Origin of the sequence: Streptomyces sp. JH34, assembly GCF_029428875.1 — a bacterium.
Classification (GTDB): domain Bacteria; phylum Actinomycetota; class Actinomycetes; order Streptomycetales; family Streptomycetaceae; genus Streptomyces.
In genome coordinates this window covers 5887048-5909510 of the sequence record NZ_JAJSOO010000001.1, presented here as the reverse complement: position 1 = coordinate 5909510, position 22463 = coordinate 5887048, and the positions used below count along the sequence as shown (strand labels likewise).

General features: G+C 72.1%; 22 protein-coding genes and 1 pseudogene. 3 read left to right on the top strand and 20 right to left on the bottom strand.

Annotated features, from left to right (window positions below; all coding sequences use genetic code 11):
• Positions 1-302: 302 nt before the first annotated feature.
• Complete coding sequence (locus LWJ43_RS26545) at positions 303-1583, bottom strand: glycosyltransferase family 4 protein (RefSeq protein ID WP_277334711.1); 1281 nt, start codon at positions 1581-1583, stop codon at positions 303-305.
• A gap of 298 nt (positions 1584-1881) precedes the next feature.
• Here LWJ43_RS26545 and LWJ43_RS26540 point away from each other — a divergent pair, with 298 nt between their 5' ends.
• Both LWJ43_RS26540 and LWJ43_RS26535 read left to right on the top strand, forming a co-directional pair.
• Complete coding sequence (locus tag LWJ43_RS26540) at positions 1882-2664, top strand: hypothetical protein (RefSeq protein ID WP_277334710.1); 783 nt, start codon at positions 1882-1884, stop codon at positions 2662-2664.
• A gap of 137 nt (positions 2665-2801) precedes the next feature.
• Positions 2802-3110, top strand: coding sequence for a hypothetical protein (locus tag LWJ43_RS26535; RefSeq protein WP_277334709.1), 309 nt, complete (start codon positions 2802-2804; stop codon positions 3108-3110).
• Between the two features lie 67 nt (positions 3111-3177).
• Here the strand turns inward: LWJ43_RS26535 and der are convergent, their stop codons facing one another.
• From der to LWJ43_RS26500, 7 genes are all read right to left on the bottom strand, one after another.
• Complete coding sequence (gene der, locus LWJ43_RS26530; protein ID WP_277334708.1) at positions 3178-4647, bottom strand: ribosome biogenesis GTPase Der; 1470 nt, start codon at positions 4645-4647, stop codon at positions 3178-3180.
• A gap of 63 nt (positions 4648-4710) precedes the next feature.
• A complete protein-coding gene (locus LWJ43_RS26525) occupies positions 4711-5370 on the bottom strand; it encodes a lysophospholipid acyltransferase family protein (protein ID WP_277334707.1) in 660 nt (219 codons plus the stop codon).
• A complete protein-coding gene (gene cmk / locus LWJ43_RS26520; RefSeq protein WP_277334706.1) occupies positions 5367-6083 on the bottom strand; it encodes a (d)CMP kinase in 717 nt (238 codons plus the stop codon). Before cmk ends, LWJ43_RS26525 begins: the two co-directional genes overlap by 4 nt.
• Positions 6084-6193: 110 nt before the next feature.
• Positions 6194-7279: a prephenate dehydrogenase gene (locus LWJ43_RS26515; protein WP_277334705.1), complete on the bottom strand. Its 1086-nt coding sequence runs from the start codon at positions 7277-7279 to the stop codon at positions 6194-6196.
• Positions 7276-7638 (bottom strand): chorismate mutase, encoded by a 363-nt coding sequence (aroH, locus tag LWJ43_RS26510; protein WP_277334704.1) that lies wholly within the window; start codon positions 7636-7638, stop codon positions 7276-7278. Before aroH ends, LWJ43_RS26515 begins: the two co-directional genes overlap by 4 nt.
• Positions 7639-7673: 35 nt before the next feature.
• The gene (locus LWJ43_RS26505) at positions 7674-8303 is read right to left on the bottom strand and encodes a TetR/AcrR family transcriptional regulator (protein WP_277334703.1); all 630 of its coding nucleotides are present in this window, start codon (positions 8301-8303) and stop codon (positions 7674-7676) included.
• A 4-nt stretch (positions 8304-8307) separates the two neighbouring features.
• Positions 8308-8670: a DUF1304 domain-containing protein gene (locus LWJ43_RS26500; protein ID WP_277334702.1), complete on the bottom strand. Its 363-nt coding sequence runs from the start codon at positions 8668-8670 to the stop codon at positions 8308-8310.
• Between the two features lie 179 nt (positions 8671-8849).
• Here LWJ43_RS26500 and LWJ43_RS26495 point away from each other — a divergent pair, with 179 nt between their 5' ends.
• A complete protein-coding gene (locus LWJ43_RS26495) occupies positions 8850-9548 on the top strand; it encodes a nucleotidyltransferase domain-containing protein (protein ID WP_277334701.1) in 699 nt (232 codons plus the stop codon).
• On the opposite strand, the pseudogene LWJ43_RS26490 reads toward LWJ43_RS26495, so the two are convergent.
• From LWJ43_RS26490 to LWJ43_RS26435, 12 genes and pseudogenes are all read right to left on the bottom strand, one after another.
• Positions 9545-10322: pseudogene (locus LWJ43_RS26490) on the bottom strand (nucleotidyltransferase domain-containing protein). The gene LWJ43_RS26495 and the pseudogene LWJ43_RS26490 sit on opposite strands and share 4 nt — an antisense overlap.
• A gap of 3 nt (positions 10323-10325) precedes the next feature.
• Positions 10326-11348, bottom strand: coding sequence for an ADP-ribosylglycohydrolase family protein (locus LWJ43_RS26485; RefSeq protein WP_277334700.1), 1023 nt, complete (start codon positions 11346-11348; stop codon positions 10326-10328).
• Complete coding sequence (locus LWJ43_RS26480) at positions 11345-12088, bottom strand: NUDIX hydrolase (RefSeq protein ID WP_277334699.1); 744 nt, start codon at positions 12086-12088, stop codon at positions 11345-11347. The genes LWJ43_RS26485 and LWJ43_RS26480 overlap by 4 nt, the downstream gene beginning before the upstream one ends.
• Positions 12085-13164: an AAA family ATPase gene (locus LWJ43_RS26475; protein ID WP_277334698.1), complete on the bottom strand. Its 1080-nt coding sequence runs from the start codon at positions 13162-13164 to the stop codon at positions 12085-12087. The genes LWJ43_RS26480 and LWJ43_RS26475 overlap by 4 nt, the downstream gene beginning before the upstream one ends.
• A complete protein-coding gene (pnuC, locus tag LWJ43_RS26470) occupies positions 13161-13814 on the bottom strand; it encodes a nicotinamide riboside transporter PnuC (protein ID WP_277334697.1) in 654 nt (217 codons plus the stop codon). Before pnuC ends, LWJ43_RS26475 begins: the two co-directional genes overlap by 4 nt.
• Positions 13815-13939: 125 nt before the next feature.
• Complete coding sequence (locus LWJ43_RS26465; protein WP_277334696.1) at positions 13940-15103, bottom strand: pseudouridine synthase; 1164 nt, start codon at positions 15101-15103, stop codon at positions 13940-13942.
• Positions 15103-15753 (bottom strand): SMC-Scp complex subunit ScpB, encoded by a 651-nt coding sequence (gene scpB, locus LWJ43_RS26460; RefSeq protein ID WP_277334695.1) that lies wholly within the window; start codon positions 15751-15753, stop codon positions 15103-15105. The genes LWJ43_RS26465 and scpB overlap by 1 nt, the downstream gene beginning before the upstream one ends.
• Positions 15750-16853 carry a segregation and condensation protein A gene (locus LWJ43_RS26455; RefSeq protein ID WP_277334694.1) on the bottom strand — a complete coding sequence of 368 codons (1104 nt, stop codon included), beginning with the start codon at positions 16851-16853 and terminating at the stop codon, positions 15750-15752. The genes scpB and LWJ43_RS26455 overlap by 4 nt, the downstream gene beginning before the upstream one ends.
• A 100-nt stretch (positions 16854-16953) precedes the next feature.
• On the bottom strand, positions 16954-17553 hold the full coding sequence (locus LWJ43_RS26450; protein ID WP_277336000.1) for a hypothetical protein: 600 nt from the start codon (positions 17551-17553) through the stop codon (positions 16954-16956).
• Positions 17550-18668, bottom strand: a complete 1119-nt coding sequence (locus LWJ43_RS26445) for a ParA family protein (protein ID WP_277334693.1) — start codon at positions 18666-18668, stop codon at positions 17550-17552. The genes LWJ43_RS26450 and LWJ43_RS26445 overlap by 4 nt, the downstream gene beginning before the upstream one ends.
• Positions 18669-19026: 358 nt before the next feature.
• On the bottom strand, positions 19027-20142 hold the full coding sequence (gene ald, locus LWJ43_RS26440; protein ID WP_277335999.1) for an alanine dehydrogenase: 1116 nt from the start codon (positions 20140-20142) through the stop codon (positions 19027-19029).
• 144 nt (positions 20143-20286) lie between these two features.
• Complete coding sequence (locus LWJ43_RS26435) at positions 20287-22359, bottom strand: tetratricopeptide repeat protein (RefSeq protein WP_277334692.1); 2073 nt, start codon at positions 22357-22359, stop codon at positions 20287-20289.
• Positions 22360-22463: the final 104 nt, after the last annotated feature.

The window sequence follows — 22463 nt, the reverse complement described above, 5'->3', positions numbered from 1 at the left end:
CCGGACGGGCCGCCGGGCCGTCACCGAAACCGATTGCCCGCATCCTTCGAAAAGCCACGGAGGGTCACCGGCAGGGAATTGCGGGAACCCGGCGCCGAGCGCGTTCTGTTTTCACCGAGCGTCCGGAGAAGTCGAATTACACGGGCAGGTCACCCGGAATTCACTCCCCCTTATGCGGGCCTTACTTCACGTGCCCGGCGCCCGCCGATCCCCGGACGGAAGAGCACCCGGACCGCCGGGTCATGCGGAATGAAACCGTCCGGGCCACGGCGCCCGGACCGTGGTTCCGGGCGCCGTGCGGGTCAGGCCCGCCCTCTGCGGATCACTTCGGCCGCCTTGTAACGCAGTGCGTACGCCCCGTCCAGCACCGCGCCCCGGGAGCGGTGGGCCGCGCCGCGCAGGACGCCCTGCGACCGCCGTCCACCACCCCGGGCCGCCAGGTCCGTGAAGAGCTTCTCGTGCCGCTCCGCGATGGGTGCCGGGTCGAACCGTGCGGCGGATGCCCGCGCCGCGCGGCCCATCCGGTGCCGCAGCGCGTCGTCGTCGATCAGGCCGAGCAGCGCCTTGGCGAACGCGCCGGTGTCCCCCGGCGGCACCAGGCGGCCGTCCGTGCCGTCGTCGATGATCTCGGCGGGTCCGTGGGGGCAGTCGGTCGCCACGACCGGCACTCCGCAGCGCATCGCCTCCACGATGGTCATACCGAATGACTCGCGCTCGGAGGTGACGGCCGCGATGGAGCTCTTGGGCCACTCCGCCTCCATCGGGTCGACCGACCCCATGAGGAACACCCGGTCGCGGAGTCCGAGCTCGTCGACGAGCGCGCGCAGGGGCTGCTGCTCGTTGCCCGACGCGTCACCGGCGCCGTAGATCCGCAGCCGCCACTCCGGACGCACCGCCGCGACCTCGGCGAAGGCCCGGACCAACACGTCGTAGCGCTTGACCCGGTGCAGCCGGCCCGCGGCCACGATCCACCTGGCGTCGCAGTCGGCCGGCGGGCCGGCGGGCTCGGGCACGCTGTTGGGGATGGCCTCGATCCGTACGCCGGGCAGCCGCAGCCTGGTGCGGTAGTCCCGGGCGTCGGCCTCGGTGACGGTCGTGACCGCGTCGAGCAGCCCGTACCGGTGGCTTATCTCCCGGCGCAGCCGGTAGCCGTGGCTCTCCAGGGTCAGGTGCTCCTGGCCGACGCGCACCGGGCCGCGCCGCGCCTGCCGGCTGATGTGGACGTTCAGACCGGGGCGCGTACCGACGACGACATCGGACTCCAGCGCGGACAGATGAGCCGCGATACGGCTGTCGGTGAGCCTGCTGTACTGCCTGTGCCGTGTGTCGCCCCGCGGGAACACCGATGCGGGCCGGGCGTGTTCGGCGTCCTCCCCGTCGTACCCCGGACTCGTCTTGCGCAGATCGACGAGGTGGCGCATCCGGACCCCCGCGGGTGCGCCGAGCTTCGGCTCGTCACGGTGCCGGAAGACGGAGACGATTTCGACGTCGTGCTGCTCCGCCAGGGTCCCGGCGAGAGTGAAGGTGGTACGGATCGTTCCCCCGATGCCGTACGCGTTGTGGAGCAGAAATGAAATGTGCATTGCGTAGTCGTTTCCCCTGTTCGACTGGTCTGCAACGGACCTTACGCGGCGTCAGGACACGACACAGCATTCGCACAGGAGTCGCACGAGCCCGTGACGTTTCGAACTGGCGCCGTCGTAAAAGGGGTCATTGTGCGGAATGATGAACTCCGTATCGTCGCGGCTGCCTTCCGGTCCACCGGGTTGCCGGCTCCGGCGCCCGATCTCCCGATTCGCGCGTGACCCCGGCCCCCGGTCTTCCGTTGTCTTGATGAGCCGGGAACCGCCCGGCTCACGCACCGAGTCCGAGGAGCCACCCGTGCCGCGCATGCTCGACGTCAGCGAGGACGTACGCGCCGAGATCGGCGATGCCGAAGCCGACCGGCTGCTCGTCGGCGACAGTGCCCCAGGCAGTTACGACTGCACCTCGTGCCGCACCCCCGGCGATTCCGACCAGGAACGCACCAGCACGGTGCTGTTCGTGGGCGAGGAGACCGCCGTGCTCGCCTTCGCCCACGCGACCTGCATCCCCTCGCAGGTCGTCCAGGTCGCGGAGGACCAGCTCCAGGGCGCGGTGCGGTCCATCACCGGCAGCGAGCCACAGAATCCGGAGGGCCTCATGCCCGAACAGGCCGTCCTCGGCATCACCAGCGGTCTCGTCCTGATCGAGGACGACCTCCGCCCGGCCCTGGTCGTCGAACCGACCGGGCCGATCGCCCGGCCCGGCACGGACGGCAGCGGGGGCGACCAGTTCCTCCAGCTCCTGCTGGAGCAGGGCTTCCTGCCCACGCCTCATCTGAACCGTCTGCCCGGTGTTCTCCCCGGCTGGTCGGTCCTTCTCGCCATGGGCCAACTGCACGCGGTCCTGCAGCCGGGCGCCGGTGGCGGAAGCCCCGTCGCCTGGTGGCAGGCGCACCAGCCGCTCCAGGTCACCGAGGGCTGGAGGACCGCCGCCAACAAGTCGCAGAGCGTGCTGGTCTTCGCCGCGCCGGCCGGTTCCATCGGCCAGCAGCCGCGCGAGGACCTGCTCCGTGACGCGCTCGACAAGGCCGCGGTCAACGGACTGCTGGTCGCCGCGACGATGCCGCTCGCCGGGACCTGAGCGTGTCCGTGCCGCCCTCCTCCGCCCGCCGAACAGCGATTTCTCCGTCCGGCCCGCATCCGACGGGCGGTGAGGTCGTTGGCACCTACGTGCACTCATACGACCCTTCTCGCCAGCAGCAGACCCCGATTCCTGCCATGCGTCCGTCGCAGGACCCCTCGGGCGGCAGGTCCCACACCCCGATCTACGACGCTCTGTACTCCGAGTACAGGCGATCGTTCCGGGCGCTTCCCGGGGACCGCACCGGTGAGGAGAATCTCGGCTTCAGAACGTTCGGCATCGGGATGTTCGGCAGCCGTGCACCACTGAGCAGTCGTACGGCGGCGAACGCCCAGGGAAGCCACGGCTCTGGCGGCGGTGCCAATCCCGGGTCCTGGCAGCGCGTGGGACGGCACGCGGGGCGCGCCCGGCCCGCGGCGCTGCCGCCCGGTGCCACGGACGCCTGAGCGGCACGGCGAAGCCCCGGACCATCCACGAGGAGCGGATGGTCCGGGGCTTCGCCGTGCCGCCGGACTACTTCTTGCGGCCGCGCTTCTCGCGCACGCGCACCGAGATGTGCAGCGGGGTGCCCTCGAAGCCGAACTCCTCACGCAGACGGCGTTCGACGAAGCGGCGGTAGCCGTGCTCCAGGAAGCCGGACGCGAAGAGGACGAACCGCGGCGGCTTGGTGCCCGCCTGGGTGCCGAACAGGATGCGGGGCTGCTTGCCGCCGCGTACCGGGTGCGGGTGGGAGGCGACGATCTCTCCGAGGAAGGCGTTCAGCCGGCCGGTGGGGACACGGGTCTCCCAGCCCTCGATCGCGGTCTCGATCGCCGGTACCAGCTTCTCCATGTGCCGGCCGGTGACGGCCGAGACGTTGACGCGCGGCGCCCAGGCGACCTGCGCGAGCTCCGTGTCGATCTCGCGCTCGAGGTAGTAGCGGCGCTCCTCGTCGAGGGTGTCCCACTTGTTGAAGGCGATCACGATGGCACGGCCCGCTTCCACGGCCATGGTGACGATCCGCTGGTCCTGGACGCTGATGGACTCGCTGGAGTCGATCAGGATGACGGCGACCTCGGCCTTCTCGACGGCGGCCGCGGTGCGCAGCGAGGCGTAGTAGTCCGCGCCCTCCTGGAGGTGGACCTTGCGGCGGATGCCGGCCGTGTCGATGAACTTCCAGGTGATGCCGCCGAGGTTGATCAGCTCGTCGACGGGGTCGCGGGTGGTGCCTGCCAGGGCGTTGACGACGACACGGTCCTCACCGGCGACCTTGTTCAGCAGGGAGGACTTGCCGACGTTCGGGCGGCCGATGAGCGCGATGCGGCGCGGGCCGCCCAGCGCGGTGCCGAAGGTCTGGGCCGGGGCCTCGGGCAGGGCCTCCAGGACGGCGTCCAGCATGTCGCCGGTGCCGCGGCCGTGCAGGGAGGACACCGGGTGCGGCTCGCCGAGGCCGAGCGACCAGAGCGCGGTGGCGTCGGCCTCGCCGCTCTGTCCGTCGACCTTGTTGGCGCACAGGACGACGGGCTTGCCGGCCCGGCGCAGCAGCTTGACGACGGCCTCGTCGGTGTCGGTGGCGCCGACGGTGGCGTCGACCACGAAGACGACGGCGTCGGCCGTCTCGATGGCGTACTCGGCCTGGGCGGCGACGGACGCGTCGAGGCCGAGCACGTCCTGCTCCCAGCCGCCGGTGTCGACGACCTTGAAGCGGCGGCCGGCCCACTCGGCCTCGTAGCTGACGCGGTCGCGGGTGACGCCGGGCTTGTCCTGGACGACGGCCTCGCGGCGGCCGATGATCCGGTTCACCAGGGTCGACTTGCCGACGTTCGGGCGGCCGACGACGGCGAGCACGGGAAGCGGTCCGTGACCGGCCTCACCGATCGCGCCCTCGACCTCCTCGGGGTCGAACCCCTCCTGCGCGGCGAGCTCCATGAACTCCGCGTACTCGGCATCGCCAAGTGCTCCGTGCTCGTGGTCCGAGCCGCCGGAGTGAATCTGGTCGTTCATGAAGTCCGTTCCTCTTTGCATCATCATCGATGGGCCACGATCGCGCGGCCCACTACTCAAGTGTCACAGGCGTCCGGTGAGACGCCTGGCGTTCCTCAGGTGAGCGGTCAGCTCACTCTGGATGCGCAGCGTCGCCTCGTCCAGCGCCTTCCTGGTCCGCCGCCCGCTGCCGTCACCGGCCTGGAAGGCGTCGCCGAAGACGACGTCGACCCGGCTGCGCAGCGGAGGCAGTGCCGATATCAACCGTCCGCGGCGTTCCGTGCTTCCCAGGACCGCGACGGGGACGATCGGCGCCCCTCCGCGCACCGCGAAGTACGCCAGCCCCGCGCGCAGGGAGGCGAAGTCGCCCTCGCCCCTGGTGCCCTCGGGGAAGATCCCGAGGACCCCGCCGTCGTCCAGCACGCCGAGTGCCTGCGTGATGGCGTTGCGGTCGACGGTCGTACGGTCCACCTTCAGCTGCCCGATTCCGCGCAGGAACGGGTCGAGGGGGCCGACGAACGCCTCTTTCTTGATCAGGAAGTGGACGGGCCGGGGCGCGGTGCCCATCAGCATCGGTCCGTCGAGGTTGTGCGCGTGGTTCACCGCGAGTATGACGGGTCCCGCGGTGGGGACGCGCCACGCGCCGAGCACACGGGGCTTGAACAGCCCGTACATGAGCCCGATGCCGATCCCGCGCCCGACGGCCGCTCCGCGCAGCGTCGGCGCGGCAGTGGCTTCGGTCACTTCGCGGCCTGCTTCTCCCCGACGAGGGTGACGACGCACTCGATGACCTGCGTGAGGGTCAGGTCGGTGGTGTCCACCTCGACGGCGTCCCCGGCCTTGGCCAGCGGCGAGGTCTTGCGGCCGGAGTCGGCGGCGTCGCGCTTGATCAGCGCCTCCCGGGTCGCGGCGAGGTCGGATCCCTTGACCTCGCCGCTGCGGCGGGCGGCGCGCGCCTCCGGGGAGGCGGTCAGGAAGATCTTGATGTCGGCGTCGGGCAGCACGGTCGTGCCGATGTCGCGGCCCTCCACGACGATGCCGTGCTCGGCCTCCGTGGCGATGGTCCGCTGCAGCTCGGTGATCAGGGCGCGCACCTCGGGAACGGCGCTGACGGCGCTGACCTTGGAGGTGACCTCCTGGGTGCGGATCGGACCGGAGGCGTCCTCGCCGTCGACGGTGATCGTCGGGGCGGACGGGTCCGTGCCGGAGACGATGACCGGCTTGGCGGCGGCCGTGGCGATCTCCGCCGCGTCCGACACGTCGATGCCGTTGTTCAGCATCCACCACGTGATGGCCCGGTACTGCGCGCCGGTGTCCAGGTAGCTCAGGCCGAGCTGCGCGGCGACGGCCTTGGAGGTGCTCGACTTGCCGGTGCCGGAGGGGCCGTCTATGGCGACGATCACTGCGGCCGGGGCGGTCCGGGCGGCGGCGCTTGCGGTTTCCACGGTGGTGGACACCTTCCTGGTACACGGGGACGGGCGGAGCGGGCCATGGGACGGCCTCCCCCAAGGTTACCGAGTGTGCGAAGCGGCTTTGCACCCCTGTCTCCGGGCCGTTCCCGGGCCCCTCAGGCGCGGATCGACCAGCCGCGCTCGGCGAGGGCCGCGCTCAGGGCGGGCGCGGCGCTCGGCTCGACCATCAGCTGGACGAGTCCTGCCTGCTGACCGGTGGCGTGCTCGATGCGCACGTCCTCGATGTTGACCCCCGCCCGCCCCGCGTCGGCGAAGATCGCCGCGAGCTCGCCGGGCCGGTCGCTGATGAGCACGGCGACGACCTCGTACGACGCCGGGGCGGCGCCGTGCTTGCCGGGGACCCTGACCCGGCCCGCGTTGCCGCGGCGCAGGACGTCCTCGATGCCCTCGGTGCCCGTGCGGCGCTTGTCCTCGTCGGCTGACTGCAGGCCGCGCAGGGCCCGGACCGTCTCGTCCAGGTCGGTGGCGACGCCCGCGAGCACGTCGGCGACCGGGCCGGGGTTGGCGGAGAGGATCTCCACCCACATCCGGGGGTCGGAGGCCGCGATGCGGGTGACGTCCCTGATCCCCTGGCCGCACAGGCGTACGGCGGTCTCGTCGGCCTCCTCCAGCCGGGCGGCGACCATCGAGGAGATCAGCTGCGGGGTGTGGGAGACGAGGGCGACGGCACGGTCGTGGGCGTCGGCGTCCATGACGACCGGGACGGCCCGGCAGAGCGCGACCAGTTCCAGGGCGAGGTTCAGGACCTCGGTGTCGGTCTCCCGCGTCGGTGTGAGGACCCAGGGGCGGCCCTCGAAGAGGTCGGCGGTGGCGGCGAGCGGACCCGAGCGCTCCTTGCCCGCCATGGGGTGCGTGCCGATGTACGGCGTGAGGTCGACGCCGAGCGCCTCCAGCTCACGGCGCGGGCCGCCCTTGACGCTCGCGACGTCGAGGTAGGCCCGGGCGGCGCCGTCGCGCATGGCCGTGGCGAGCACGGCCGCGGTGTGGGCGGGCGGTACGGCGACGACGGCCAGGTCGACAGGACCTTCGGGCGCCTCGCCGGTGCCGGCGCCCAGCGCGGCGGCGGTGTGCGCGGACGCAGGGTCACGGTCGACCAGGTGCACGTGGACACCGCGCCCCGCGAGGGCGAGGGCGGCGGAGGTGCCGACCAGGCCGGTGCCGATGACGAGGGCTGTTCTCACTGGGCGATGTCCTTGCGGAGGGCGCCGGTGGCGCCGAGGTAGACGTGGCTGATCTCCGCTTTGGAGAGGTACGTCTCGACGTGGGCCATTATGCGGACCACACGGGGCATGGCGCCCGTGATGTCGAGCTCCTGGGCGCAGATCAGCGGTACGTCGACGATGCCGAGGCCCCGGGCGGCGGCGGCCGGGAAATCGCTGTGCAGGTCGGGGGTGGCGGTGAACCAGACGCTGATCAGGTCGTCGGCGACGAGCTGGTTGCGCTCCAGGACCGCGGTGAGGAGTTCGCTCACCCGCTCGTCCATGTGCCCGGCTTCGTCCCGATCGAGCTGGACGGCTCCACGGACTGCTCGTACCGCCACGTCGTACCCCTTGTCGCCTCGTGCTGCGTGCCCTTTCAGCCTAGAGGGGCGGAGGCACCGCCGGTGACCGTGCTCTGTCCGTGAGACGCGGAGGCGGCGTGCACGGCGAGGAGCATCCGCCAGACCTGTCCGGCGAGCCGCTCCGGCGAGGCGTCGGTCCGGTCGTGGACCCAGTCGGTGAGCACACCGGTGAAGAGTCCGGCCACGGCGCTCGCGGTCAGGTCGTGCCCGCTTCCGGAAGGCCGGCGGCGGCGGAGCTCGTCGAGGCTCCGGACGCGGAGTTCCCGGTGCAGCAGCTCGCCGAGGGGGCCGCCGCCGGGTCCCAGCAGGCTCCGGTACACGGCGGCACCGGCACGGACCTCCCGGAGCAGGGCGACGAGTTCCTCCGGCGGGGCGTCGGGGCCGGGCGGCGTGCGGTCCCAGGCGTGCAGGGCCTCGACCGCCTCCCGTACGACCTCCGCGCAGGCGTCCAGGGCGAGGGCGTGCAGATCGTCGTAGTGCAGGTAGAAGGTGGCCCGTCCCACGCCCGCGCGGCGCACCACCTCGGCGACGGCGACGTGGTCCGGAGGCTGTTCCTCGCACGCCGCCAGCAGCGCGGCCCTCAGCCGGGCGCGGGTGCGCGCGGTCCTCGGGTCGCGGCTGCCGTCCGTCACCGCGGGCGTCACGCGCTCAGCCCGCCGACAGCACGAGGGCGAGAGCGAGGGCCGCGGGCGCCGCCTGGGCGTAGAGGATCCTGCGGCTGACGGTGGCCGCCCCGTACACGCCCGCGACGACCAGGCAGCTCAGGAAGAAGATCTGGGCCTGGTACCCGACGGGGTCGGCGGCGATCAGGCCCCAGACCAGTCCCGCCGCCATGAAGCCGTTGTAGAGCCCCTGGTTGGCGGCGAGCGTGGCGCTCCGGGCGGCGAACTCCTCGGTGGTGCCGAACGCCTTGCGGCCGCGCGGGGTGTCCCACAGGAACATCTCCAGGACCAGGAAGTAGGCGTGGATCAGCGCGACGAGCGCGACCAGCGCATGGGCGGCGGTCTGCATGGTGTGGCCTCCTGCTGCGATATTTCCTGGACGACTGTACAGGAAGTGGCCGGTCGCCACCCGTCCGGGGGCGGTGAGCCGGCCAGGACGTCCATCCCGGTCGGCGGCGGCACGGTCTTCGAGGACCGCGAGGCAGTGCGGCGGCATCCGGCTCGTGCAGGGCGCGTACGCTCGCGCGCATGATCACTCCTGACGGCGCGCGGCTGGTGCGGGAGCACACCGTCTACTCCTGCGTGATGGGCTCCCGCGCCTTCGGTCTGGCCACGGAAGGCAGCGACACGGACCGGCGGGGGGTGTTCCTCGCACCCACACCGCTGTTCTGGGGCTTCACGAAGCCGCCGTCCCACGTGGAGGGACCGGCGGAAGAGCAGTTCTCCTGGGAGCTGGAGCGCTTCTGCGAGCTGGCGCTCCGGGCCAACCCCAATGTGCTGGAGTGCCTGCACTCGCCTCTCGTGGAGCGGATCGACGCCACGGGCCGTGAACTCGTCGCCCTGCGCCCGGCCTTCCTGTCGCGCGCGGCCCACGCGACGTTCGTGCGCTACGCCCTGGGGCAGCGGCGGAAGCTGGAGGCCGACGTCCGCGTGCACGGCGCTCCGCGCTGGAAGCACGCCATGCACCTGCTGCGGCTGATGGCATCCTGCCGGGACCTGCTGAGGACGGGCGAGCTGCGGATCGACGTCGGGGACGCGCGCGAGGATCTGCTCGCGGTGAAGCGGGGCGAGGTCCCGTGGCCCGAGGTGGAACGCCGGATGACGCGCCTGGCCGAGGAGGGCGACGCCGCCGCCGCCCGCTCCCCGTTGCCGCCGGAGCCGGACCGGGAGCGCGTGGAGGCGTTCCTGGTCCGGGCCCGCAGGGCGTCGGCGGCGGCCTGCGGCTAGCCGAGGCGCGCGCGGACCACCAGGTCGTGCAGCGCGTCGAACCCCGACCCGGCGCCGGGCAGCCGTGACACGGCCTGGGCCTCGTCGAGTACCGCGTGCAGTGCCTCGACGTCCCGCGCCGCCGCCGTGCCGTCCACACCGCCGGCGCCGGCGTGCTCGGCCTCCGCCTTGGCCTCGACGAGGGACGGCAGATACGCGGGCGCCGCCACCTCACCGAGAAGCGTCGGCAGGTGCGCCACCAGTGCGCCGCTGCGCATCAGGTGGATGCCGGTGAGCAGGGCGCGGAAGGTGTAGAGGAGCGGCTTCAGTTCCCCGGTCCTCTCGAACAGCCGCCACTGCGTCCCGGCGAAGCCCCGGTAGTGGTGGGCGTGGTTGCTGGTCAACACCGCCGGGGCCAGTGCGGCGAGTTCGGAGTGGAGCGGTGTGGTGTGCACCACCAGCGGTGACAGCAGTTGCTCCAGCACGTAGCCGTTGGGCTTCAGCATGAGGCGGACGAACTTGCGGAGGTCGTGGGTGACGAGGTCCATCTCCACCCCGTCGCGGTCCCACATGCGCGTCCGTGTCTCCTCCGGATCGCGCAGCCCGACGAGGTCCTCCGCGGGAAGGACGTGGACCCCCCCGCAGGTCCACGTCCGAGTCACGGGAGGGGAAGCCGTACAGGTGCGCGCCGGAGACCGTGGCGAACAGGAGGGGCCCGGGCTCCTCGGCGAGGACGGGGGCGAAGTCGGTGACCGGCAGGCCGGCCCGCCGGAGGGAGGTCGTGTCGAGGCGCATGGATCAAGCGTCCCAGAGCGCGGCGAGCGACAGCAGGTCGCTGCGGTACTCGATGCGCTCCGACCACTCCTTCGGCCAGGCGCCCGCCCCCAGGTGCGCTCCCGCCAGCGCGCCGGTGAGGCAGGCGAGCGAGTCGGAGTCTCCCCGGGTGCAGGCGGCCCGGCGCAGCGCGGTGACGGGCTCCTCGGGGAAGAGCAGGAAGCAGTGCAGGGCCGTCGCGAGCGCCTCCTCGGCGATCCAGCCGTCACCGGTCGCCTCGCAGGGATCGGTCTCGGGCGACGGGGCACGCAGTGCGTCCTGCACCCGGGCGAGGACGGTGAGGCACTCGTCCCAGCCGCGCCGGATGTACGCCTCGGGCGAGGGGTCGCCCGCGTACCGCCAGAGGTCGCCGAGCCAGCGCTCCGGGTAGCGGCTGGCGTTCTCATAGGCGTAACTGCGCAACTGGCCCACCAGACCCATCGGCTCGGCCCCCTGCGCCAGCAGGAACACCGCGCGGGCCATCAGGTCGGAGGCAGCCAGTGCGGTGGGGTGACCGTGGGTCAGCGCGGCCTGGAGCTGGGCGGCGCCGGCACGCTGTTCCTCGCTGAGGCCGGGCACGAGGCCGACGGGTGCGACCCGCATGTTCGCTCCGCAGCCCTTGGAGCCGGTCTGACTGGCCTCCTGCCAGGCACGGTCGCTGTCGAGCAGGCGGCAGGCGGTCATGCAGGTGCGGCCGGGCGCGCGGTTGTTGTCCGGTGAGTGGAACCAGTCGACGAACTCCTCACGGACGGGGCGCACCAGCCGCAGCGGGGTGAGCAGGCCCCGGTCCATGGCGGTGCGTATGCCGCGGCCGAGCGCGAGCGTCATCTGGGTGTCGTCGGTGACGAACGCGGGCTTCGGCAGGGGCATCCGCCGCCAGGGCCCGCACTTCGCGAGGATCGCGGGGACGTTGTCGAACTCGGTGGGGAAACCCAGCGCGTCACCGAGCGCGAGCCCGGTCAGCGCGCCGGTGGCGGCCTGCTTGGTGAGAATCCTTGTCGGGATCATGATGTCCGTCCTTCGGGGCGTCCTTCCGGGCGCAGCAGGGGTGGATGAAGGGCGGTGGCTGCACCCGCCCGGTAGAGGGCGGCGGGTTTGCCCCGTCCGCCGGTGCGGCGCGGCGGTCCGTCCACGGCCTGCACGAAGCCGGGCGTGGTGAGGACCTTGCGCCGGAAGTTGGGCCGGTCCAGCTCCACGCCCCAGACGGTCTCGTAGACCTGCTGGAGCTCCCCGAGGGTGAACTCGGCGGGGCAGAACGCGGTGGCCAGGCAGGAGTATTCGAGCCTGGCGCCGATCCGGTCGTGCGCGTCGGCCAGGATGCGGTCGTGGTCGAAGGCGAGCGGCCCGGCGCCGTCCGCCTCCCACCACTGCGCGTGGGCCGCGTCCCCGCCACCCCGGGGTTCGGGGAGGTCCGGCACGAGCGCGGCGTACGCGACGGAGACGACCCGCATCCTGGGGTCGCGGTCCGGGTCGGTGTAGGTGCGGAGCTGTTCCAGGTGGAAGCCGCAGACGGACTTCTGGGTGAGGCCGGTCTCCTCGGCGAGTTCGCGGCGGGCCGCCTCCTCCGCGGACTCACGGGGAAGGACGAAGCCGCCGGGCAGGGCCCAGCGCCCCTTGTAGGGCGCCTGGCCGCGTTCCACGAGCAGCACGTGCAGCCGGGCGTCGCGGACCGTGAAGACGGCGAGGTCGACGGTGACGGCGAAGGGGAAGAAGGCGTGGGGGTCGTACCCGTCGGGGGCGGTGCTCATCGTTTCTCCGGCAGGGGCGGGGTGAAGTGCCACCCGGTGGCGAGGAGTTCGTCCACGGCGGCGACCGCCGCGTCGAGGCGCTCGCTGCGCGAGCCGGTGATCTCCACGAACCGGCGTCCCGTGCGGGCGAGTTCGGCGCGGAAGCGGTCCGTCATCCAGGGCCGCAACTCCTCGCCGTCGCGCAGTCCGTCGTCCTCGAAGGCGACACCCTCGTGGTCGGTGAGCAGCCAGAGGTGGTGGGTGGCCCGGTCGGCGGTCTTCTCGACGAGGGGGTTGCGTCCCCCGATGTAGCGCTCGTGCCAGACGGTGGTGGCGAAGGAGTCGGTGTCGCAGAGGAGCACGGGGGATCCCACCCTCGCGGCTGCCTCCTCCCTGGCGTTCTGGGTCTCGGCGATGAGCGGGAAGTCGTCGGTGGTGAAGGAGACGTCCTCCCACTGGGCGCCGGGCCACTCCGCGCGCAGGGCGGCGAGCTTCGCCTCGCTGAACTCCCGCCCGTACTCGGCGACGTAGCGCGTCTGCGCCCACACGCCGCCGCGCCGGCGGTAGTGGTCGGCCAGGGCGAGGGCCAGCGTCGTGGTGCCGGTCGACTCGGCGCCGAGGACGACGACGCGGCGGGCGAGAGCGGCCCGCACGGGTGGCTCCAGGTGGTCCCAGCAGCCTGCGGGGTCGGCCCGGACGGCGGTGCCGGAGACGGGGTGGAGGGTGCGGGCAGGGTCGACGAGGACGGACTCCGCGCCGAAGCGGCGGGCCAGTTCCTCGCCGTACGACTCCGAGGTGAAGACGGCGTCGACCCGTTCGGGGACCGCTGCCGTGAACACCTCCATGTGGGCGTCCCAGACGGCGGCGTCGTCGAGGTCCATGTGGATGTCGTCGACCGCGCCCACGACCCGGACTTCGGGATGGGCCTCGCGCATCCAGGCGACCCGGTCGGCGAGCGGCACGGATTCGACCGAGGCGGCGCAGACCAGAACCGTGAGCGTCTCGCACCGGTCCCGCGCGGTGCGGACGAGGTGGTGGTGGCCGGCGTGCGGCGGATAGAACTTGCCGAGCACCAGGCCGTGTCCGAAGCGCTTCACGCCGGCACCACCACGTCTTCGCGCCGGTGCGCCGCGAGGTCCCTGCTCCAGCCGCGCAGCCCGAGGAGGCAGAGCACGAGGAAGCCGACGTACAGCAGGGAGGTCAGGTAGAGCTCCTTGTACGCGTACAGCGGGATGTAGACGAGGTCGGCGGCGATCCACAGCCACCAGGACTCGACGCGTTTGCGGCACTGTCCGTACGTCGCCATGAGTGACAGCGAGGTGGTCAGGGCGTCCCAGAACGGCACGGTCGAGTCGGTGGCCCGGGACAGCAGCAGGGTCAGGCCGAGGGTCCCCACCGCCCCCGCCGCGAGCAGCCAGGTCCATTCGGTGCGGGTAGTGCTCCGCACCGGCAGGACCGGGGTACCTGGTCCACCCCCGTGGGTCCAGGTCCACCAGCCGTACGCGGCGAGGGCGATGAAGACGATCTGCAGGCCGGCGTCGGCGTACAGACCGGACTGGGTGAACAGCAGGATGAAGAAGAGGTTGTTGGCGATGCCGATGGGCCAGTTGGCGAGGTGCTGGCGGGCCACGAGCCAGACGCACAGCGCGCCGCTGCCGAAGCCCAGCACCTCGGTCCAGCTGACCGGGGTGCCCAGGACCGTCACCAGGGGCTGCTGCAGGGGATCGAGTATGTCGGCGAGCGTCACGCCGCCCTCCTTCTTAATGGTCACTATGACTATAAAGAAGAATCGGCGCGCGCAAAAGGCCCGCGGCCGGTTCCGTTCGAAAAACTGAACGAGGAACCGGCCGCGGGCCGTCGGGGCGGAGGAGGCTAGAGGCCGACCTCGCGCATCAGCATGCCCACCTCGGTGTTGGTCAGGCGGCGCAGCCAGCCCGACTTCTGGTCGCCCAGCGGGATCGGCCCGAAGGACGTCCGCACGAGACGCTCGACCGGGAAGCCGGCCTCGGCCAGCATCCGGCGGACGATGTGCTTGCGGCCCTCGTGGAGGGTGACCTCGACCAGGTAGTTCTTGCCGGTGTTCTCGACGACCCGGAAGTGGTCGGCGCGGGCGTACCCGTCCTCCAGCTGGATGCCGTCCTTGAGCCGCTTGCCGAGGTCACGCGGGAGCGGACCCTGGATGGCGGCCAGGTAGGTCTTCTTCACGCCGTACTTGGGGTGCGTCAGGCGGTGGGCCAGCTCGCCGTGGTTGGTGAGCAGGATGATGCCCTCGGTCTCCGTGTCGAGACGGCCGACGTGGAACAGCCGCGTCTCGCGGTTGTTCACGTAGTCACCGAGGTTCTGGCGGCCGTCCGGGTCCCCCATGGTGGAGACGACGCCGGCCGGCTTGTTCAGCGCGAAGAAGAGGTGCGACTGCGTGGCGACGGTCAGTCCGTCGACCTTGATCTCGTCCTTGTGCGGGTCGACGCGCATGCCCTGCTCGAGGACGATCTCGCCGTTCACCTCGACCCTGGCCTGCTCGATCAGCTCCTCGCACGCCCGGCGCGAGCCCATGCCGGCCCGGGCCAGGATCTTCTGCAGACGCTCGCCCTCCTGCTCCGCGCCCGGGTGGGTCCTGGGCGTCCGGATCTCGGGCTTGTCCGCGTACCGGTCGCGGTTGCGCTGCTCGATCTTGGCGTCCAGCTCCCGGGGACGGGCGGGCGCGCCCTGGCGGCGGCCGCCCTTGCTCACGTTCTGTGCCGGCTTCGGGCCGCCCTTGGCGCCGCCGCGGGCCGCCGCGCCGCGGCCCTTGCGGGGACCGCCGTCACCGCCCGGCTTGTCGGAGCCCACGTCGTAGCGGCGCTCCTCGGGGCGGGGCCGGCGGGGGCGCTGCTGCTCCTGCTTGTCGTCACGCTCGGAGCCGGAGACCCGGGGATTCGGGTTGCTGTTCCTGCCTGTGCCGGTGTTGTTCCTGGCGCCGCTCCAGCCGCCGCCACCGCTCCGGCCGCCGCTCTTGCCGCCGCTGCCGCTTCCGCTGTTCCTGCCACTGCTTCGCATCAAAAATCCGTCTTGTCGTCTGCGTGAGTATCCGGGGTGTCCGGTGCGTCCGGATCGAACGACGGCACACCCTCTAGCGTCTCAGCCTCGATCGCGTCCGCCTCCGGAAGGAAGGGCGCGAGCTCCGGGAGCTCGTCCAGGCCTCGCAGGCCCATGCGCTCCAGAAAGTAGTTCGTCGTCCTGTACAGGATCGCACCTGTTTCGGGTTCCGCGCCCGCCTCCTCGACGAGACCCCTCTGGAGCAGGGTCCGCATCACGCCGTCGCAGTTCACTCCGCGTACCGCCGAGACCCTCGACCGGCTCACCGGCTGGCGGTAGGCGACCACGGCGAGTGTCTCCAGCGCCGCCTGGGTGAGCCGGGCGTGCTGGCCGTCCAGGACGAAGCCCTCGACCGCCTCCGCGTACTCGGGGCGCGTGTAGAAGCGCCACCCCCCGGCGACGAGCCTGAGGTCGAAGCCGCGGCGCTGGACGGTGTACTCGTCGGCCAGCTCCCGCAGGGCGTCCGCGACGGCCCCGCGGGGCCGCTGGAGGACCTTGGCGAGGTGCTCCTCGGTGGCGGGCTCGTCGACGACCATCAGGACCGCCTCCAGGGCGGGCCTGAGGTCGAGCCCCGCGACCGTGCTCTCACGCCCGTCGTCGTCCGTTCTCATGCCTGTACGTCCTCCTCCGGCTCGCGCACCTCTTGGTCGAACTCGTCCGTCACCACCGGTTCGGCGTCCTCGCCCCCGGCCCAGCGCACCAGGAGGTCGCCGAGCGCCTCCTCCTGGTCGAGCACGACCGCCTTCTCCCGGTAGAGCTCCAGGAGCGCCAGGAACCGGGCGACGACCGTGAGGGTGTCCTCCGCGTCCTCGGTGAGCTCCCGGAAGCTGATCTCCCCCTCGGCCCGCAGCCGGGCCACCACGACCTCCGCCTGCTCGCGCACGCTGACCAGCGGCGCGTGGATGTGGTCGACGTACACCTGGGGCTCGGGCTTCGGCTGCATCGCCTTCACAGCGAGCCGGGCGAACCCTTCCGGCCCGATGCTGATCACGACCTCGGGCAGCAGCTCGGCGTGCTGGGGTTCGAGCCCGACGGTGCGCGGGTGGCGTCGGGACTCGGACTCCAGCCGGTCGCTGAAGATGTCCGCGATCCGCTTGTACGCGCGGTACTGCAGCAGCCGCGCGAAGAGCAGGTCGCGGGCCTCCAGGAGGGCGAGGTCCGCCTCGTCCTCCACCTCGGCGGTGGGCAGGAGCCGGGCGGCCTTCAGGTCCAGCAGGGTCGCGGCGACGACGAGGAACTCGGTGGTCTGGTCGAGGTCCCAGTCCGGCCCCATGGCCCGGATGTGTGCCATGAACTCGTCGGTGACCTTCGACAGCGCGACCTCGGTCACATCGAGCTTGTGCTTGGAGATCAGCTGGAGGAGCAGGTCGAAGGGGCCCTCGAAGTTGACGAGCCGCACGGTGAACCGCCGGTCGTCGGCCACCTCCTCGGCGGCCCCCTCGGGCGGGGCTCCGGGCACGGCCTCACGGGTTTCCTCCGCCGCCGGGGGCCGGGAGGCCGCTCCGGGGAGGCTTTCGCCGGGCTCAGTGGCGTCCAGCGGGGCTACGGGGCCCGCAGGGGCCCGCCCGTCCGCCAGGGGCGCGTACGGAGCCACAGCGGCCGGAGGGGCCGTGGGGGGCACGGAGGGCGTGGGAGCCGACGCGGGCCGTATCCCCGGTCCACGGCCGAGGGCACGGCGGGTCGGGCGGGGCGTGTCGTCGGCTGTCGGCATGTGCGGGGGTCCAAGGATGCGGCGGGAGGCGGGCGGTGGGCCCCGGGGCGGGGCCGCTCCACGGCGGCCCTCCCCCGGCAGGCTACCGGCGCGGCACCGGTCAGCGGCCCCGCAGCCTCCGTACGAGGATGCTCGCGTCGCCGCGCGACTCCAGGTCGGCCAGCACCACGGCGACCGCTTCCCGGACGATGCGCCCGCGGTCCACGGCCAGTCCGTGCTCACCGCGCAGCACGAGGCGCGCGTGCTCGAGGTCCATGAGTTCCTCGGCCGACACGTAGACGGTGATCTTCTCGTCGTGACGCTCGCGGCCACTGGGCCGGCGGTTCGCTCCACGCCCGCCCCCGCCTCCGCGTCCACGCTGCGGCTGGACGGCGGGAGCAGGCTCCTGCGGGGCCGCGCCACGGGCACGGGGCTGGGCGTCCGCGGCCTGGGCCCGGTCGTCGCCGTCGGCCCGGCTGTGCGAACCTCCGCCGTCGGCGTCCGCCGCCGAGTGCTCCTCCTGGGACGCCCCGGCCGGTGCGTCACCGCCGGTGACCGCGCCGCCCTGCCCGGCGGTGTCCGGACCCGGCTCACTTGCTCCGGCCGGCGCGGGGACCCGCGCCTCGCCGTTCGCCTTGCGTCGCCGCTCGGCTGGGGACGAGGCCTGAAGACCCATGCCCCCGGTGGTACGGAACAGCTCGTCGGCCCCCGGCAGACTCACTCGGCGTGACACCGGGCGAGCACCTCCCTGGCGAGCTGGCGATAGGCGGCGGCACCGACCGAGTTCGAGGCGTACGTGGTGATGGGTTCACCGGCGACCGTGGTCTCCGGGAAACGCACGGTGCGCCCGATGACGGTGTGGTAGACGTGCTCGTCGAAGGCCTCGACGACGCGTGCGAGCACCTCACGGCTGTGCACCGTGCGGGAGTCGTACATGGTGGCGAGGATGCCGTCCAGCTCCAGCTCGGGGTTGAGCCTCTCCTGGACCTTCTCGATCGTCTCGGTGAGCAGCGCCACGCCGCGCAGCGCGAAGAACTCGCACTCGAGCGGGACTATCACCTTGTGAGCCGCCGTCAGGGCGTTCACGGTGAGCAGGCCGAGCGAGGGCTGACAGTCGATCACGATGTAGTCGTAGTCGGCCATCAGCGGCTTGAGGGCGCGCTGGAGCGTGGACTCCCGGGCCACCTCGCTCACCAGCTGCACCTCGGCGGCCGAGAGGTCGATGTTGCTGGGGAGCAGGTCCATGTTGGGCACGGCCGTCTTCAGCAGGACCTCGTCGGCCGCCATGCCCCGCTCCATGAGCAGGTTGTAGACGGTGAGGTCGAGCTCCATCGGGTTGACCCCGAGGCCGACGGACAGGGCTCCCTGCGGGTCGAAGTCGACGAGCAGGACGCGTCGGCCGTACTCCGCGAGAGCGGCGCCCAGGTTGATGGTCGACGTCGTCTTGCCGACGCCGCCCTTCTGGTTGCACATCGCGATGATCTTCGCGGGGCCGTGCTCGGTCAGCGGACCGGGGATCGGGAAGTACGGCAGCGGCCGGCCGGTGGGGCCGATCCGCTCACGGCGCTGGCGAGCGGCGTCGGGCGCGAGGGTGGCCGCGTACTCCGGATCGGGCTCGTATTCGGCATCGGGGTCGTAGAAGTGCCCCTCGGGCACCTCGGCGAAGTCGGCGAAGTGGGCGGTCTCTCGGCCACTTTCGTTGCCGGCCATGGCGTTCACGTGTAGGCCGTCCATCATCTGGGGGGCTGTCGTCATGTGCTGTTGGGTGGCGAAGGTGCGGACCGCGACGGAGCCGACAGCTTCGAGCCCGATCGGGCTCAGACCCCGTGCAGGCATCCCTGGTTGACCACCCCCGGGAGTAAATGTCGACTCATTCACAAGTCGTCTTACCTCCTTGGATGTGACCAGGAAACTTATCGATAGGTCAGCGTGGCACCATGCCGACGATTGGCGACTCTATGGCGTGTCACCGGTTCGCAGCAACACAATCCGCCGGACCCGGCCCGTTGTGTCGGCAATCGAACACCGCTCTGTCAAGAGCACGGAGCGCCCGGAGCGCACTTTTCGCGGGGGTGCAAAACGGGTGGAGGGTTACGTCTCCGGCGAGTTGAACCGAAGCCTCTCATGCGTCCGGCCGGACCTTGCTCAGCAAGGTCCGGCCGGACGCATGAGGTTGACGGAGGGGGTTGACAGCTCAGCCGACGAGCGTGCTCAGTTCGACGTGGTCGAGACCGTGCGCCTCGGCCACCTCGCGGTAAACCACCTGGCCGTCATGGGTGTTGAGACCCTTGGCGAGCGCGGCGTCGCGCCGCAGGGCCTCGGCCCAGCCCCGGTTCGCGAGCTCCAGGATGTAGGGCAGCGTGGCGTTGGTGAGCGCGTAGGTGGAGGTGTTCGGCACCGCGCCCGGCATGTTCGCGACGCAGTAGAAGACCGAGTCGTGGACCGCGAAGGTCGGCTCGGCGTGCGTCGTCGGATGTGAGTCCTCGAAGCAGCCTCCCTGGTCGATCGCGATGTCGACAAGAACACTTCCGGACTTCATCTTGGCGACGAGCTCGTTGGTGACCAGCTTCGGCGCCTTGGCGCCCGGGATCAGCACGGCACCCACGACGAGGTCGGCCTCGACGACGGCCTTCTCCAGCTCGAGGGCGTTGGAGACGACCGTGCGCACCTTCGTGCCGAAGACCTTGTCGGCCTCGCGCAGCTTGTTGATGTCCTTGTCGAGCAGCGTGACGTGGAAGCCGAGCCCGACGGCGATCTGCGTGGCGTTCCAGCCGGAGACCCCGCCGCCGATGACGACGGCCCTGGCCGACCCCGTGCCGGGGACACCGCCGGGGAGCACACCGCGCCCGCCGACCGAGCGCATCAGGTGGTAGGCGCCGACCTGCGGGGCGAGGCGGCCCGCGACCTCGGACATCGGGGCGAGCAGCGGCAGCGCGCGGGTCGCGGTCTCGACGGTCTCGTACGCGATGGCGGTCGTGCCGGACTCGAGCAGGGCGTCCGTGCACTCACGGGAGGCGGCGAGGTGGAGGTAGGTGAAGAGCGTCTGGCCCTTGCGGAGGCGGTGGTACTCCTCGGCGACGGGCTCCTTGACCTTCAGCAGCAGGTCGGCGGCGGCCCAGACCTCGTCCGCGGTGGGCAGGATCAGCGCGCCGGCGGCGACGTACTCCGCGTCCGGGATCGAGGAACCCTCGCCGGCGTGCCGCTCCACGAGGACCTGGTGGCCGTGACGGACGAGCTCATGCACTCCGGCAGGGGTGATCGCCACCCGGAACTCGTTGTTCTTGACTTCGCGGGGGATGCCGACCTTCACGTCGATCACGGTCCTTGGCTCGGGGAGTCGCTCGGGCACAACGGGACGAACCCGCATGAACCAAGCATAGAGGGAGACACCACGGCGATGCGCGGCAGAGCCATCATTAATGAAGGAGTTCTCGCTGTCCAGCCTTACAAACCATTAAGTTTCGCTCGAAGTACTGCGGATTTCGTAGGCCGCGCCTTCCTCGCCCAGCAGCCTCTCGGCAGTCGCCCGGTGCAGCCGGGCCGCCGCCGGGTCCCCGAGCCGGTCCAGGGTGTCCGCCAGCCTGAGCTCCAGCGCTGCCTGGAGGCGCACGTCGTCCGCCCTGCGCGCCAGGTCGACCGCCTCCCGGCAGGTGTGGAGCGACTCCTGCGGCCTGCCCGCGTACTCCTGCACCCGGGCGGCCTCACTGAGGGCCCGCGCCTGGGCGGGCAGGTCCCCGAGCCTCCGGTGGCCGGCTGCCGCCGCGCGCCAGTCGCGCAGGGCCTCGCCGTACCGGCCGGCGTAGGTGTGGACGGCTCCGAGCCGCCCGTACAGCCGCGCCGCGTCGGCCCGCTCGCCCTGCGTCAGCCGCTGCGCGAGCGCCCTGCCGTACCAGTCGGACGCCCGGTTGAAGTCCCCGAGCTCCGCGTACGCGCCGCCCGCGGACTCCATCGCCCTGCCGGTGGCGTAGAGGTCCTTCGCGGCGCGCCCGGCGTCGAGCGCGGCCCGGTAGCGGGCCAGCGCCTCCTTAGTGCGGCCGGTCCGGGCGTCCAGATCGGCGAGGTTCAGCAGGGCCGCGGCCTTCTCCCGGGGCAGGTCGCGGCGTTCCGCCACGTCGAGGACCAGGCCGTGCAGCCCGTACAGCACGGGAGCGGCCTCCTCGGTGCCCCGGTGCACGGCGAGGGCGCGGACGAGCGCGGCCACCAGCCGGCGGGCGAGGGTGTCCAGGTCCCCGTCGCGCACCGCCGCCCGGGCGGCGGCCAGCAGGGCGGGTTCACGGATCCGCAGCCACTCGGCGGCGGACTCCGGATGCGGGAAGCGGAGCGAGCGCGGAAGACCCGCGAGCCGGCGGCGAGCCGGGGAGTCCTCGGGATCGGTGACCGCGCGGCAGGCCTGGAGCCGGCGTACGGTCCGCTCCAGCATCCGGGCCCGGGCCAGCTGGATCTCGGCGGGCCGTTCCCGCTCCTCCAGCGCCGACCGGACCAGCGGGGCGAGGCAGCCGGGCAGCTCGTACTGCGGCAGCTCGGCGCCGTTCGTCCTGAGCAGTCCGAACCGGACGAAGTCGTCGAGCGTCGTCCGGGCGGCCGTGACCGAGCACCCGGCCAGCGCTGAGGCGGTGTGGGCGTCCACCAGTCCGGCGGGGGCGAGGGCGAGCAGCCGCAGTATTCCGGCGGCCGCGGGCGGGAGCGAGTCGTGGACCAGCCGGAAGGCCCGGGCCAGGGGCCGGTCCCCGGAGGGCTGTTCGGGGTCGTCCGGCTGGTCGCGCAACCGCTTGGCGACATCGGCGACCGAGGCGCCGGGACGGGCGGCGAGCCAGCCCGCGACCAGGGTCAGTGCGGCGGGCTGCCCCCCGCACTCCTCCGTGAGGGCCTCCGCGGTCCGCGGATCGACCGTGATCCGGACCTGTCCGATGGTGCGGGCGAGCAGCTGCACGGCGGATCCCGCGTCCAGCCCGCCGAGGGTGCACGGGCGGACACCGGGAATCCCGGTGAGAGGACCCGTCGAGGTGGCGACGACCAGGCAGTCCGGGTTGTCCGGCAGCAGCGGGTCGACCTGTTCGGCGTCCACGGCGTCGTCGAGCAGGATCAGGGAGCGCCGCGCGGCGAACGCGTCGCGGACCATCTCGGACAGTTCGTCCTCGTCGGCTCCGGGTGGGGCGGTGACGGAGAGCAGGTCCAGGAGTGTGCGTGCGGTGCGTTCCGCGGGGACCCGCTCACCTCCGGGCTCGGTGAGCGCCACCCGGAGGACTCCGTCGGGGTAGTCACCGGGTTCGGCGAGTCGGCGGGCGAGTTCGGAGGCGAGTGCGGTGCGTCCGGATCCGGGCCGGCCGGCGATCAGCAGGACCCGGGCGCGGGCGGCCTTCCGGCCGGCCAGGGTGTCCAGCCCCGCCCTCTCGATGTCCTCCTGAAGGGCTTTCAACTCGCGTTCGCGGCCGTAGAAGTGAGGTGGCGTCACATTCGGCGGCTCCTTGGCTCCCGCCGTCCCCGCCACTCCGGCCGGGCCGCTGGTGTCCACCGCCTGATCGGTCACGGGCCACGCTCCACTTCGCTGCACGCGGTTGCCCGCCGGAAGTCCGGTCGGGGCCTTTCGAGCGTAGTTCAGTGGTGAGGACGATCACGGCCGGGCGCGGCGGA